The sequence below is a fragment of the Nonomuraea sp. JJY05 genome, from assembly GCF_043496855.1.
Taxonomy (GTDB): Bacteria; Actinomycetota; Actinomycetes; order Streptosporangiales; family Streptosporangiaceae; genus Nonomuraea.
This window is the reverse complement of record NZ_JBIEIS010000040.1, coordinates 89,756-102,844: the sequence shown is the minus strand read 5'-3', so window position 1 is coordinate 102,844 and position 13,089 is coordinate 89,756. Positions and strand designations below refer to the sequence as shown.

Here is a 13,089-nt window from a genome sequence, read left to right as displayed (position 1 = left end):
CCTCACGACCTTGTCCCCGGAAACCCTCAGGCGCCCCGGACGGCGAGCCGCCGGGCGGCGGGGCCCGGCGCACGTCAACGGCGCCCAGCCGGGCGACGGCGGCCCGCAGAGGTCAGTCGGCCAGCCACTCCAGGATGCGCAGCGGGTCCGGCAACGGCTGCCCGTTGGGGGGCCGGAGCCAGGAGACGGGCTGCCCCGTCGGAAGGGCCGACGGGGGCGCGAGGACGTAGCTGTCGCGGCAGTGCCACCTCAGCCCGGGCGTGTCGTCGATCGTGGCGGGATCGCAGTCGAGCTGGCACGACCACCACTCGTCCTCGTCCTCCGGATTGCCCCGCGTGGCCACGTAAAACAAGACCCGGTCGCCGTTGGCGGCGACCGGGCCAGGGTGTGCTCCGGCGTTGTCGATCCGGGTGAGGGCCGACAGGCCGATGGCGAGCGGTACGTCGAAGACGTCGAACACGCGTCCGGTGGGCAGGATCACGTTGGCCTCGGGCTCGGCCTGCCACCAGCGCGTCAGCAGCGCCGTGTCCGTCGTGGCCTGCAGATTCCAGGCGGGCGAGAGCGGATGGGCGCCCGGATCGGGACAGCCGAGGCGGTCACAGGAGCAGGCACGCGGCCCGTGACGCAGCGGATGGGCCCCCGGCACGACGGGCCACCCCATGGCGGCGTATTCGAGCACGGTGCCGATGCGTGTCGGCCGCGACCGTTTTCTGGTACGCCGAGCCAGTGGTACCCCCACCATTGGTGTCTCCCGTCAAGTCCCCGCGCCTGAGGAGGTCCCGGCTCCGGGCAGCCATACGCGCCACGCGGGACACACCAGCACTTGTTATCGCACTCTAACGCACAGGCCTCACGAGTTGACGGGAAACCCCTTGGTTAGAGCCCTCGTGCCACTTCCGTTGCCCAGTACGTGAGGATCAGGTCGGCCCCGGCGCGCTTGATCGCCACCAGCGATTCGTTGATCATGCGGCCCCGGTCCACCCAGCCGTTGGCCGCGGCCGCCTCGATCATGGCGTACTCGCCGCTCACCTGGTAGGCCGCCACCGGGACGTCCACCTCGTCGCGCACGCCGGTGATGATGTCGAGGTAGGCCAGCGCGGGCTTGACCATGACGGCGTCGGCGCCCTCGGCGAGGTCGAGCCGGACCTCGCGCAGCGCCTCCTCCAGGGGCCCGGCGGGGTCCTGCTGGTGGGTGCTGCGGTCGCCGAACTGCGGCGCGCACTCGGCGGCGTCGCGGAACGGCCCGTAGAAGGCGGACGCGTACTTCACCGAATAGGCCAAGATCGGGACATCGCCATAACCGGCCCCGTCCAGGGCGGAGCGGATCGCCCCCACCTGGCCGTCCATCATCCCGCTCGGCGCCACCATCTGCGACCCCGCGGCGGCCTGGGCCACCGCGATCGAGGCGTAGCGCTCCAGCGTGGCGTCGTTGTCCACGTCGCCGGACGGGGTGAGGATCCCGCAGTGCCCGTGGTCGGTGAACTCGTCGAGGCAGGTGTCGGCCATGACCACGACCGCGTCGCCGACCTCGGCGTTCACCTCACGCAACGCCACCTGCAGGATCCCGTCGGGATCGTCGGCGGCCGAGCCCCGCGCGTCCTTCACGGCGGGGATCCCGAACAGGATGATCCCGCCGACGCCCGCCTCCGCCGCCTCGTGCGCGGCCTTGCGCAGCGAGTCGCGGGTGTGCTGGAAGACACCCGGCATCGAGGCCACGGGCTGCGGCTCGGCGATGCCCTCCTTGACGAACGCGGGCAGGATCAGGTCGGCGGCGTGCAACCTGGTGCCCGCCACCATCCGGCGCAGGGCGGGGCTGCGACGCAGCCGCCGCGGCCGGGCCACAGGGTACTGCGCGGTCATACGCCACTCCTCAATCGCGAGAACGCGAAGGCTAAGAATTCACCTGGCTCTTCTCCTGGCGCCACGGCGGTTCTGCGACGGCCGGCGCGGGGTGTCGCCCGCCGCCAGCGCCGCCTGGCGCTGCTTGGCTCCGTACTCGGCCACCGCGGCGGCCAGGGCGGAGGCCGACGGCTTGTCGGCCATCACGTCCACCCGGAGCCCGAACTCCTCGGCCGTCTTGGCCGTCTGCGGCCCGATGACCGCGATCACCGTGACGTTGTGCGGCTTGCCCGCGATGCCCACCAGGTTGCGCACGGTGGACGAGGACGTGAAGAGCACGGCGTCGAATCCGCCGCCCTTGATCGCCTCGCGGATGGGCGCGGGCGGCGGCGCGGCCCGCACGGTGCGGTAGGCGGTGACGTCGTCGCACTCCCAGCCCAGCTCGGTGAGCCCGGCCACCAGCGTGTCGGTGGAGATGTCGGCCCGGGGCAGCAGCACCCGGTTGATCGGGTCGAGCATCGAGTCGTACGGCGGCCACTCGGCCACCAGTCCCTCGGAGGACTGCTCACCCGACGGCAGCAGGTCGGGCTTGACCCCGAACTCGACCAGGGCCCGCGCGGTCGCGTCGCCCACGGCCGCCACCTTGAGCCCGGCGAAGGCCCGCGCGTCAAGACCGTATTCCTCGAACTTCTCGCGCACCGCCTTGACCGCGTTGGCGCTGGTGAAGGCCACCCACTCGTAGCGGCCCGTGACGAGCCCCTTGATGGCGCGGTCCATCTGCTGCGGCGTGCGGGGCGGCTCGACCGAGATGGTCGGCACCTCCTCGGGCACCGCGCCGTAGGCGACGAGCTGCTCGGACAGGCTGCGCGATTGCTCCTTGGTGCGGGGCACCAGCACCCGCCAGCCGAACAGCGGCTTGGTCTCGAACCACGACAGCTTGTCGCGCAGCCCCACGGCCTCGCCGACCACGATGAGCGCCGGCTCGGTGAATCCGGCGTGCTTGAGGTCGGGCTGGAGCCGGCCGAGCGAGGACACGACGGTGTACTGCTCGGTGGTGGTGCCGCCGCTGCTGACCGCGACGGGCGTGGTGTCGGACTTGCCGCCCGCGATGAGCGCCTTGCCGATGGCCACGGCGTCGCCGATGCCGTTGTAGATCACCAGGGTGCCGCGGCAGGCGGCGTGCGCGGCCCAGTCCTGCTCCTGCGCCGCGTCCACGATCCGGAACTCGGGGACGGCGCTCGCGGGCGGGATGCCCGCGTACGTGAGCACGGCGGTCGCGGGCGGCACGCCGGGAACGATCTCGAAGTCCACCTCCGCCGCGGTGCAGGCCGCGACCTCCTCGGTGATCGAGGAGAACAGCATCGGGTCGCCCTCGCACAGGCGCACCACGAGCTGGCCGAGCTTGGCCCGCTTGATCAGGTCGTCCTCGACGACCTCGACGCCCTCGCGGCAGTGGCGCAGCAACGGGCGGTGTTCTTCGTCGCCGAGCACCACGGCGTCGGCCTTGGCGAGCAGCTCGGCGGCGCGGAGCGTGAGCAGGTTGGGATCGCCGGGTCCCGCGCCCACGAACGCGACGAATCCGGAGGTTGGACTATCGGAGCTCAATGGGAATGCTCCCCCATCAATCTGTCGGCTCCTTCGGCGATCATCTCGGCCGCCAGGCGGCGGCCCAGGTTCGCGGCCTCCGAAGGAGATCCGGCGGTGGACTTGCGGACCGCCTCGCGGCCGTCGATGGCGACGACCACGGCGGTCAGGTTCAGAGTGTGCCCGTCATCGGCCGCGAAAGCACCCACCGGAGCGGCGCAACCAGCCTCGAGAGCCGCCAGCACGGCTCGCTCGGCGGTCACCGCGGAGCGCGTGCGCGGGTCGTCGAGAACGCTCAGGAACTCGATGAGGTCGGCCCTGTCGGACCTGCACTCCACGGCCAGCGCGCCCTGACCGGGAGCCGGCAGCAACTCCTCCACCTCGAAGATCTGTGCGATTTCGGCGTCACGGCCGATCCTGGTCAGGCCGGCCGAGGCCAGCACGACCGCGTCGAGCTCACCTGAGGTTACCTTGCCGATACGCGTGTCGGCGTTGCCACGGATCGGGACGTACTCCAGGTCGGGCCGAAGCGCGCTCAGCATGGCGATCCGGCGGGGCGAGCCGGTGCCGACCCGGGCGCCGGGCGCGAGGTCGGCGAACTTGCGCGGGCCGACCAGCGCGTCGCGGTGGTCGTGCCGGGCCGGGATCGCCGCCAGCGTGAAGCGCGGGTCCTGCTTGGTCGGCAGGTCCTTCAGCGAATGGACGGCGAAGTCGACCTCGTCCTCCATGAGCTTGTCGCGCAGCGCGCTGACGAACACGCCCGTGCCGCCGAGCTGCGCGAGGTGGGCCTTGGTGACGTCGCCGAACGTCGTGACACCCACCAGCTCGACCGCGCGTCCGGTGAGCCGCGTGTAGTCGTCGGCCACCATCTGGGACTGCGTGGTGGCCATCAGGCTACGACGCGTCCCCAGCCGCAGAGCTCCCGACGTCACAGCTCCACCTCCCTCACGGCCTCGGGCATCTTCGGATCGAGATTGAACAGCTCACGCAGCGCTTCCGCATAATGATCGCCTCCTGGGCAGGTGGCGAGTTGCTTGACACGCACAGTGGGCTCGTGGAGCAGCTTGTCGACGACGCGCTGCACGGTCATGGCGACCTCGTCGCGCGCCTTCTCGTCGAGGTCGGGCACCCGCATGAGCAGGCGGCCGAGCTCCGACTCGACCACGCTCGCCGCCTTGCTGCGCAGCGCCACCACGGTCGGGGTGACCTTGGCGGCCCGCTCGGCGTCGAGGTAGGCGCGCAGCTCCTCGGCCACGAGCGCGCGGACGGACTCGACGGCGTCGCCGCCGCGGGAGCCGATCCCGGACTCCTGGATCGTCTCCAGATCCACCAGCGTGACGCCGGGCACGGCCCGGACGCCCGGGTCGATGTCGTGCGGCAGCGCCAGGTCCAGCAGGAACGCGGGCCGGCTCAGCATGCCGGGCGTGATGACATGACGCCCGGCGCCCGTGCAGGTGATGACGATGTCGGCCCCGGCCAGCTCGTCGGCCACGGCGGCGAAGCCCACCGCCCGGCCGCCGACGGACTCGGCCAGCCGCGCGCCGCGCTCGTACGTACGGTTGGCCACCACGATGTCGGTGACCCCGGCGCGTGCCAGCGTGACGGCGGCCAGCGAGCTCATGGAGCCCGCCCCGACCACCAGCGCCCGCCGCCCGGCCAGGTCGCCGGCCAGGGCCAGCCCGGCGGAGACGAGGGAGGCGCCGGCCTGGTCGATGCCGGTCTCGTGGTGCGCCCGCTTGCCGACCCGCAGCGCCTGCTGGACCAGCTCGTTGAGAGTGGCTCCGACGGTGCCGTGGCGCTGCGCCAGCTTGAGCGCCTGGCGGACCTGGCCGAGGATCTGGCCCTCGCCCACGACCATGGAGTCGAGCCCGCACACCATGGAGAACAGGTGTTCGACGGCCCGCTCCTCGTAGTGCACGTAGAGGTGCGGCGTCAGCTCCTCGACCGGGACGCCCGAGTGGACGCCGAGCAGGCCGGTGACGGCGGTGACGGCGGCGTGGAAGCGGTCGACCGTGACGTAGACCTCGACCCTGTTGCAGGTCGAGACCACCATGGCCTCCGCGACGCAGGGATCCTGCTGCACGTCGTACAGGAGTTTGGCGAGCGCGTCGCCGGTGACCGAGACGCGCTCCAAAAGCGCCACCGGAGCGGTCCGGTGGCTGAGTCCGATAGCCAGAACACTCATTGACTGTCCACCGCCATGAGTGGCCCCCCAGCCTTGCGTTGCTCGTGGAACGCGAGAATCTGCAGTTCGATAGATAGGTCGACTTTACGGACATCGACGCCGTCCGGCACGGAAAGCACAACTGGGGCGAAGTTCAGGATGCTGGTCACACCCACGGAAATCACGCGATCGCACACTTCCTGCGCCGCGGCCGCCGGTGTCGCCAGAACCACGATCGAGACTCCACGCCGCTTGATGACGGCTTCCAGTTCGTCGATGTGCTCAACATTCAACCCCGCGATGGTGTCGCCCACGACTTCGGGGTCGGCGTCCACGAGGGCTGCGACCCGGAAGCCCCTGGAGACGAAACCGCCGTAGTTGGCCAGCGCCCGGCCGAGGTTACCGACTCCGACGATCGCGACCGCCCAGTCTTGCGTCAGGCCGAGCTCTCGGGAGATCTGATAGACGAGGTACTCGACGTCATAGCCTACGCCGCGGGTGCCGTAGGAGCCGAGGTGTGACAGATCCTTGCGCAGCTTGGCCGAGTTGACGCCGGCGGCGACGGCCAGGTCCTCGGAGCTGACGGTCGCGATGCCCCGCTCGGCCATCCCGTGCAGCGCCCGGAGGTACAACGGAAGCCTGGCGACCGTCGCCTCGGGAATGCCGCGGTCGCGGGGCTGGGACGGGCTCTTCACGTGCCGGAGCTCCAGGGGACGGGCGGTGTGGGGACCGCGTGAACGGAATCGAACCGTCTTTCAGGTTAATCCCTTTGTGAACCGATGCACAAAGTCGCGACGGTAGCGTGTGCGTATGCATCGCATCACGTTGCTCGGCAAGCCCGGCTGTCACCTGTGTGAGGACGCGCGAGAGATCATCGCCAAGGTGGCAGGCGAGCTCGGGGTGCCGTGGGAGGAGATCAGCATCGAGTCCTCCGAGGAGCTTCAGGAGAAGTACTGGGAGATGATCCCGGTCACGCTGATCGACGGCGTGCAGCACGACTTCTGGCGGGTCGACGAGGCCCGGCTGCGGGCGGCCCTCAGTACATGACCGTCGGGAGCGGCACCACCTTCGCGGCGTTGACATTGAGCTCGATGACGTTGGTGGCCAGCACCATCGCCTGCCGCTCGTTGAGGAACCTCTCGACGTGGGGCTGGCGCTGGTGGTCGCCGTAGGCGATCTCGTCGCGGTAGAGCTCGTAGACGATGCGCTGCAGGGGCGCCGACTTGACCGCGTGGCAGGCGTACACGAGCGTGTCGGGCTCGCCGCGGCGCACGGCCTCGACGGTCGCCTCGGCCAGCCGGTCGAACGCCTCGCCGGCCCCGTCCATGATCGTGAAGACGGTGAGCAGGCCGTAGATTTTCGGTGAGGGCTTGCCGGAGCCGGGCTGCTGTTGCTGCTGCGGCCCGGGCGAGAACAGCTCGGCGCCCGGGTAGACCGCGCCGGTCCCCGGCATCGCGAAGTCGGGGCGCTGGGGCGGCGCCTGCGCGGCGGGCGGCGCGCCGTTCATGATGTAGCCGGTCGAGGGGCCCGAGTCGGGCGGCGGCGCCATGCGCGCGGCGTAGTCGACCCCCTGGTCGCCCGCCCGGTATTCGGCCACCAGATCGCCCAGGCCCGACGACCTGCGCGGCGGGGCGGGCGGGAGCCCTGGACCTCCGGGAACGGGCTCCGGCATGCCCCTGGGGCCCGGCGGGGGCGCCTCGTCGCGGAACATGGGCCGCTCGTCATGGTGCTGCGCACGCTCCTCGCGGCGCTGAGAGCGATCGTCGCGGCGCGAAGGGCGCTCGTCGCGGTCGGAGTCGAAGTCGTCCTCGTCGTCGTCCTCGTACGGCGCCAGGGGCCGCAGCACGGTGTACCAGACGGCCGCCGCGGCGACGGCCAGCAGCGCCGTGGTGAACAGCGCCGGCACCGTGAACCTCATCGCGCCCACGAGCGCCATCCCCGAGGGGACGATGACCGCCGACGCGTGCAGGTTGTCGGTGTCGTACTCGTCACCCTGGCGCCACTTGAGCCCCGCCACGACGAGCATGCCGAGCATGACCAGGACGTCGACGACGTGCACGCCGAGCAGCAGCTTGTCGGGGATGATCGCCCAGAATTGGGCGGCCGCCGGCAGCGACTTGCCCAGCTCCTCGCTCTTGAGCGGGTCGAAGATGAGGATGGCCACCGACACGATCGTCAGGGCGATGCCGAACAGCCATGCGAGGAACCTCGGCGGCGCCTTCTCCGCCAGCAGCTGGACCATGCCGACGGCCAGCCAGAGCGGCGCCAGCAGCGATCCCGTGATCTGGTAGATCCGGAACGTGACCGAGCCGAACCCGAAGACGTAGCCGACGCCGATCACGGCCAGTGACAGGCAAAGAGACACGACTGCAACGGTCCAGGCGATCAACCACCCCTCAGGCTCGTCGCGAAGTCGTTGAATCAGGGCGCCCACCGCGATCGCGGCCAGGAGGGCGCCCGCGAAAGCTATGACAGCAACGAGGATCTCCATGGTGACTCCAATGCTGCCGGACGATGCCTCCCAGCCGGTAGCCGAAGAGGGAACGGGTCGGGAGACACGGTATCCGCCGATTACGCCTAGTCATGCCAGCAAGCTGTGGATTGTGGAATTTCCGGTTGATTTCTAGAGTGTTCGAGCACGCCGCACCCCTTACCCGTAGGGATACCGGATGCCTGACTCGTCACCGTTCGCCGGGCTGCTTGCGCCAGCGGTCGCTGTGCCTGCCCGGACGGGCGAGCCCGCCGTGCGTGAAGAAGTGCCCGACGACATCCGCACGCTGGTGCTGCACGCCAAAAGTGGCTGCACCGATTCCTTTGGCACGCTCTACGACCGATATGTGGATCTGGTCTACCGCTACATCTACTTCAGGGTGGGGTCACACCAATTAGCCGAGGACCTCACCAGCGAGACCTTCCTGCGCGCGCTGCGCAGGATCGGCGACTTCACGTGGCAGGGGCGCGACTTCGGCGCCTGGCTCGTGACCATCGCCAGAAACCTGGTCACCGACCACTTCAAGTCCGGTCGCTACCGGCTGGAGATCCCGACGGGCGAGATCATCGACGTACCCCTCGACGGCTCGCACATCCCTGAGAACGCCGTGGTCAACGCCATCATCAACGACAGGGTGCTGCGTGCCGTACGAGATCTCAATCCCGAGCAGCAGGAGTGTGTGGTCCTGCGCTTCCTGCACGGCCTCTCGCTCGCGGAAACCGCGCTGATCATGGGGAAGAAGAGTGGAGCGATCAAAGCGCTGCAGTTCCGTGCCGTCCGGGCGCTGGCCAGGGCACTTAAGCACGATCTGGCGTAACTTCCCCCATCCGCACCTCGTTAGTCAGATGTCACTGCCGGATCAGTCAGGGAGCTGTCATGGGTAGGGCGCGCAGGGAGCGGGAGCTCGTGCTCGAGCATCTCGCGGAGCTGCGCAGCCTGCCGCTCGGCGGCATGCCCGAGCCCGCCTTCCGCGAGCGGCTGCGCGCGGAACTCCTCTCCGGCGCGCTCCTGGACGCCCCCGAGCCGGAAAGGCCCGCTCACCGCCGCCCGGCGCGCCGAAGGCCGCTGCTGTCGCAGCTGGCCACGCTGGCGCTGGCGGCGACCATGATGATCTCCTCCTTCGCCACGTACCAGTCGGTGCCGGGAGACTCCCTCTACCCGCTCAAGCGCGCCGCGGAGAGCACGCTCGTACGCCTCAGCAGCGACGACGCCGAACGCGGCGAACGCGAGCTCGACTCGGCCAAGACCCGGGCCAGGGAGGTCGCCACCCTGCTCGGCTCGGCCGAGGGCGGCCCGCTGGTCGGCAGGACGCTGAAGGACATGGAGGAGTCGACGCGCTCGGGCATCAGCAGGCTGGAGCGGGCGGAGCCGCGCTCCCCTAAGATCAAGACTTTCGCCCGCGACCAGAAGAAGGTGGTCGGGCCGATACTCACGCAGCTCGACGAATCACAACTTGCCCAGGCGGAGGGATACCTTGACTACATCGAGGGTCTGGTCGCGCCTGGCTAGGAAAGTAAGCTGAGCGCCATGTGGCGGCTAATTCGACGAGGACACGAGGTGGCGCCCGAGGTCGCCGGCGAGGCCGCGGCGCAGGCGGCGGCCACCGTCGCCCCGGTCGAGCCCGACCTGGAGGCGGCGGCGTTCTTCGACGTCGACAACACGATGATGCGCGGGGCCTCGATCTACCACTTCGCCAGAGGGCTGGCGACGCGGGGCATGTTCACGACGTCCGACCTGATGAAGTTCGCGGTCGGGCAGGCCGTGTTCAGGCTGCGCGGCAACGAGAACCCCGAGCACATCGCGGTCGCCAGGGAGACGGCGCTGGCGTTCGTGGCGGGGGCCAAGGTCGACGACGTCGTACGGCTCGGCGAGGAGATCTACGACGAGGTCATGGCCGACCGCATCTGGGGCGGCACCCGTTCCCTCGCCCAGAGCCACCTGGACGCGGGCCAGCGCGTCTGGCTCGTCACCGCCACCCCCGTGGAGCTGGCCCGCGTCATCGCGCAGCGGCTCGGCCTGACCGGCGCCCTCGGCACGGTCGCCGAGACCCGCGACGGGATCTACACGGGACGCCTGGTGGGCGACCTCCTGCACGGTCCCGCCAAGGCGGAGGCGGTGCGGGCCCTGGCCCGCCACGAGGGGCTCGACCTGACCCGCTGCACGGCCTACAGCGACTCGGCCAACGACCTGCCGATGCTGTCGCTGGTGGGCTCGGCGGTGGCCATCAACCCGGACAGCGAGCTGCGCGAGCACGCCAGGAAGCACGACTGGCCCGTCAAGGACTTCCGCACCGGCCGCAAGGCCACCCTGACGGCCCTGCCCATCGCGGCCGGCGTGGGCGCCATAGCCGGCGGCATCGCCGCCGGCATCGCCCTCCGCCGCCATTACCGCAACTCCATCTGACCTTTTACGGCTGAGCACGGGCGGCTCCAACCGCCGCACGGGGCCGGCCCCCGTCCAGGGGGACGGTCACCAGGCGTGCGGGGCCGGGCGCCGTCACGGCGAGTCCTTCACCCGCCGAGGCCCTTGAAGAGCTTGGCCGCCTCCGGTTGTCTCCACTGCAGGCGGTTCTTGTCCGCCGGATACGGCTCCCAGGGGACCGTCGTGAAGTGCAGCTTGGTGCCTGACAGCTCGCCGGCCAGCTCGTACATCGACTCCAGGTCCAGATCGGTCTTGACCGACTTGCGCATCTCCTCCAGGAACGACTTGAGCAGCTCGGGCGAGGAGAACGCCGACCGGCCCTTCTTCAGCATCGCCAGCACGAGGGTCTGCTGCCGCTTCATCCGCTGGATGTCCGACCCGTCGCCGTAGTTCCGCAGCCGCATGTAGCCCAGTGCGGCCTCCCCGTTCAGAATGCTCTTGCCGGCCGGCAGCTTGAGCTTCGACGCCTTGTCGTCCACGGCCCTGGGCAGCGTCACCTCGACGCCCCCGATCGCGTCCACCATGCCCTTGAAGCCCGCGAAGTCCACCTCCACCGAGTGCTGGATCCGCAGCCCCGTCAGGGACTCCAGAGTGCGCTTGAGACAGCCCGCCCCGCCGGTGTCGTACGCGGAGTTGATCATGTCGACCCTGGAGGGCGACGAGCCGCAGCGGGGGATCGTGACCATCGAGTCGCGCGGGACGCTGACGGCGGTGGCGCGGCCGCGGTCGGCGGGGACGTGGACGATCATGATCGTGTCGGACCGCTTGCCGGCGTTCCGCCTGGCCATCTCGGGGCCGTACTTGGCGTTGCCGTCGCCCTCGCGGGTGTCGGAGCCGATCACCAGCACGTTCCGCGTGCCGCTCATGTCCACGGCCTGCGAACCGGCGGGCGGCGCGGCCGTGGGGCGGCCGCTGACGAGCACGGCGGGCACGGCGACGGCGCCGGCCGTGGCCACCGCGACGAGCCCCGCCGTCCACCAGGCGGCCCACCGGCGGCGGGGACGGCCGCGCAGCAGGCGTTCGCGCTGGCGGACGAGCGTCGCGGGCGCCTCGTGCCCGATCTGCGCCCCGAGGTCCCGGAGCAGCTTCAGGTCGTCCATCGTCACTCCTCCTCCATGGGGTTGGTGTCGCCGAGTGCGGCCCGCACCTTCCGCCTGCCCCTGTTGAGGCGGGAGCGCACGGTTCCGATGGGGATGCCGAGCGCCCGCCCGACCTCCTCGTACGTGAGATCGCCCCAGGCGATGAGCAGCAGCACGTCCCGGTCCTTGGCGGGCAGCGCCGCGAGGGCCCCGGCCAGTTCGGCGCGGACGGCCTGGGCGGTGACCCCGGCGGCCACGCGGTCCGCGGGCGACTCCACGTCGGAGTCGACAGGGGCGCGCAGGAGGGCCCGGTAGCGGGCCGCCTCCTTGCGGTGGTGCCGGGAGATGAGCTTGGTGAGGATGCCGAACAGCCACGGCCGGGCGTCCGGGTACGCCAGGTCGTAGCTCTTCCTGCGCGAGAAGGCGACCAGGAACGTCTCGCCGACGAGGTCCTCGGCCGGCTCGGGGCCGAGGCGTTTGGAGACGTACCGGTAGAGCATCGCGGAGTAGCGGTCGAAGAGCTCGGCGAACGCCTCGGGTTCGGTCCACGAGGCGCTCACGAGCTCCGAATCCGCACTCCTGGTGGCGGGTTGCGTGATCATCTCCGCCCTTCTGTGGGAGATCGGTCACGGATGTCTCGCCACAACCCGCCTAAAGGGTTCACACTTCTTTGAGCTGACCGCCGTCGATCACGAACTCGGCGCCGGTGGTGCTGCCGGACCGCGGCGACGCGAGCAGGACGACCGCGTCGGCGATCTCCTGCGGGTGGACGAGCCGCCCCGTGGCCAGCTTCATCATGGCCGGAGCGACCTCGGCGATCACGCTCTTCTTGTCGGAGCCCACCATGCCCGCGAAGACCTCGGCCGCGCCGCCCTCCTTGGTCCACCAGTCCGTGAGCACCGGGCCGGGCATCACCGTGTTGACCCTGACGCCCTGGGGCCCGTACTCCTCCGAGACGGCCTTGGTGATCTGGTTCACGGCCGCCTTGGCGGCGCCGTAGTCGACGTTGATGGGGCCGGCCTGCCTGCTCATGGTCGAGGAGACGTTGACGATCGAGCCGCCGCCCCGCTCCAGCATGACGGGCAGGGCCGCCCGGATCATGCGCACGACCGAGAACAGGTTGAACTCGAACATGGCCGCCCAGTCCTCGTCGGAGGGCGTAAGGAACCCGGCGCGCGGCAGCGTCGCCCCCGGCGGCGGGCCGCCGGCGTTGTTGACCAGGATGTCCACCCCGCCGAACTCCTCCATGGCCCGCGCCACGACCCGCGCGGGCGCCTCGGGGTCCATCAGGTCGACGGCCACGTGCACGACCTTGTCGGGCAGCTCGTCCGTACGGGTCCGCGAGGCCGCCACGACGTGGGCGCCCTCCTCGGCCAGAGTGGTGGCCACGGCCAGTCCGATGCCCTTGGACGCGCCGGTGACGACGGCGACGCGGCCGGAAAGCTGAAGATCCATGGGATTCCTCCCGGTGTTCGGCGAATGTGTCGCCCGTTGAACACCGGTGGCGCCCC

At 70.4% G+C, this 13,089-nt stretch carries 14 protein-coding genes; 4 read left to right on the top strand and 10 right to left on the bottom strand.

All coding sequences use genetic code 11. The features are described from left to right. Positions 1-112 precede the first annotated feature (112 nt). The 6 genes from ACFKCF_RS45535 to ACFKCF_RS45510 form a co-directional block, all read right to left on the bottom strand. Positions 113-742: a bifunctional DNA primase/polymerase gene (locus ACFKCF_RS45535; RefSeq protein WP_394501607.1), complete on the bottom strand. Its 630-nt coding sequence runs from the start codon at positions 740-742 to the stop codon at positions 113-115. Positions 743-876: 134 nt separating this feature from the next. After that, positions 877-1,860 carry a porphobilinogen synthase gene (gene hemB / locus ACFKCF_RS45530; protein ID WP_394501606.1) on the bottom strand — a complete coding sequence of 328 codons (984 nt, stop codon included), beginning with the start codon at positions 1,858-1,860 and terminating at the stop codon, positions 877-879. A 39-nt stretch (positions 1,861-1,899) separates the two neighbouring features. After that, complete coding sequence (locus ACFKCF_RS45525) at positions 1,900-3,444, bottom strand: uroporphyrinogen-III synthase (protein WP_394501605.1); 1,545 nt, start codon at positions 3,442-3,444, stop codon at positions 1,900-1,902. Then, a complete protein-coding gene (gene hemC, locus ACFKCF_RS45520; protein ID WP_394501604.1) occupies positions 3,441-4,355 on the bottom strand; it encodes a hydroxymethylbilane synthase in 915 nt (304 codons plus the stop codon). The genes ACFKCF_RS45525 and hemC overlap by 4 nt, the downstream gene beginning before the upstream one ends. Further along, positions 4,352-5,608 carry a glutamyl-tRNA reductase gene (locus ACFKCF_RS45515; RefSeq protein WP_394501603.1) on the bottom strand — a complete coding sequence of 419 codons (1,257 nt, stop codon included), beginning with the start codon at positions 5,606-5,608 and terminating at the stop codon, positions 4,352-4,354. Before ACFKCF_RS45515 ends, hemC begins: the two co-directional genes overlap by 4 nt. After that, positions 5,605-6,282 (bottom strand): redox-sensing transcriptional repressor Rex, encoded by a 678-nt coding sequence (locus ACFKCF_RS45510; RefSeq protein WP_185069965.1) that lies wholly within the window; start codon positions 6,280-6,282, stop codon positions 5,605-5,607. Before ACFKCF_RS45510 ends, ACFKCF_RS45515 begins: the two co-directional genes overlap by 4 nt. Positions 6,283-6,397: 115 nt before the next feature. Here ACFKCF_RS45510 and ACFKCF_RS45505 point away from each other — a divergent pair, with 115 nt between their 5' ends. Further along, positions 6,398-6,634: a glutaredoxin family protein gene (locus tag ACFKCF_RS45505; protein ID WP_355378682.1), complete on the top strand. Its 237-nt coding sequence runs from the start codon at positions 6,398-6,400 to the stop codon at positions 6,632-6,634. Here the strand turns inward: ACFKCF_RS45505 and ACFKCF_RS45500 are convergent. Continuing rightward, the gene (locus ACFKCF_RS45500) at positions 6,624-8,078 is read right to left on the bottom strand and encodes a putative quinol monooxygenase (RefSeq protein ID WP_394501602.1); all 1,455 of its coding nucleotides are present in this window, start codon (positions 8,076-8,078) and stop codon (positions 6,624-6,626) included. The genes ACFKCF_RS45505 and ACFKCF_RS45500 overlap by 11 nt on opposite strands. Positions 8,079-8,256: 178 nt before the next feature. Here ACFKCF_RS45500 and ACFKCF_RS45495 point away from each other — a divergent pair, with 178 nt between their 5' ends. From ACFKCF_RS45495 to ACFKCF_RS45485, 3 genes are read left to right on the top strand one after another with little or no spacing between them, the layout of a single operon-like run. Further along, complete coding sequence (locus tag ACFKCF_RS45495) at positions 8,257-8,895, top strand: sigma-70 family RNA polymerase sigma factor (protein WP_185069962.1); 639 nt, start codon at positions 8,257-8,259, stop codon at positions 8,893-8,895. A 59-nt stretch (positions 8,896-8,954) separates the two neighbouring features. Further along, on the top strand, positions 8,955-9,587 hold the full coding sequence (locus tag ACFKCF_RS45490) for a DUF5667 domain-containing protein (protein WP_394501601.1): 633 nt from the start codon (positions 8,955-8,957) through the stop codon (positions 9,585-9,587). An 18-nt stretch (positions 9,588-9,605) separates the two neighbouring features. Beyond that, a complete protein-coding gene (locus tag ACFKCF_RS45485) occupies positions 9,606-10,481 on the top strand; it encodes an HAD family hydrolase (protein ID WP_394501600.1) in 876 nt (291 codons plus the stop codon). Positions 10,482-10,588: 107 nt separating this feature from the next. On the opposite strand, the gene ACFKCF_RS45480 is transcribed toward ACFKCF_RS45485, so the two are convergent. The 3 genes from ACFKCF_RS45480 to ACFKCF_RS45470 are packed head-to-tail and all read right to left on the bottom strand — an operon-like array spanning position 10,589 to position 13,033. Then, positions 10,589-11,599: an LCP family protein gene (locus ACFKCF_RS45480; protein WP_394501599.1), complete on the bottom strand. Its 1,011-nt coding sequence runs from the start codon at positions 11,597-11,599 to the stop codon at positions 10,589-10,591. A gap of 2 nt (positions 11,600-11,601) precedes the next feature. Continuing rightward, positions 11,602-12,180 (bottom strand): RNA polymerase sigma factor, encoded by a 579-nt coding sequence (locus tag ACFKCF_RS45475; protein ID WP_394501598.1) that lies wholly within the window; start codon positions 12,178-12,180, stop codon positions 11,602-11,604. A gap of 58 nt (positions 12,181-12,238) precedes the next feature. Next, entirely contained in the window at positions 12,239-13,033 is a 795-nt protein-coding gene (locus ACFKCF_RS45470) for an SDR family NAD(P)-dependent oxidoreductase (protein WP_394501597.1), read from the bottom strand. Between the last annotated feature and the right edge of the window lie 56 nt (positions 13,034-13,089).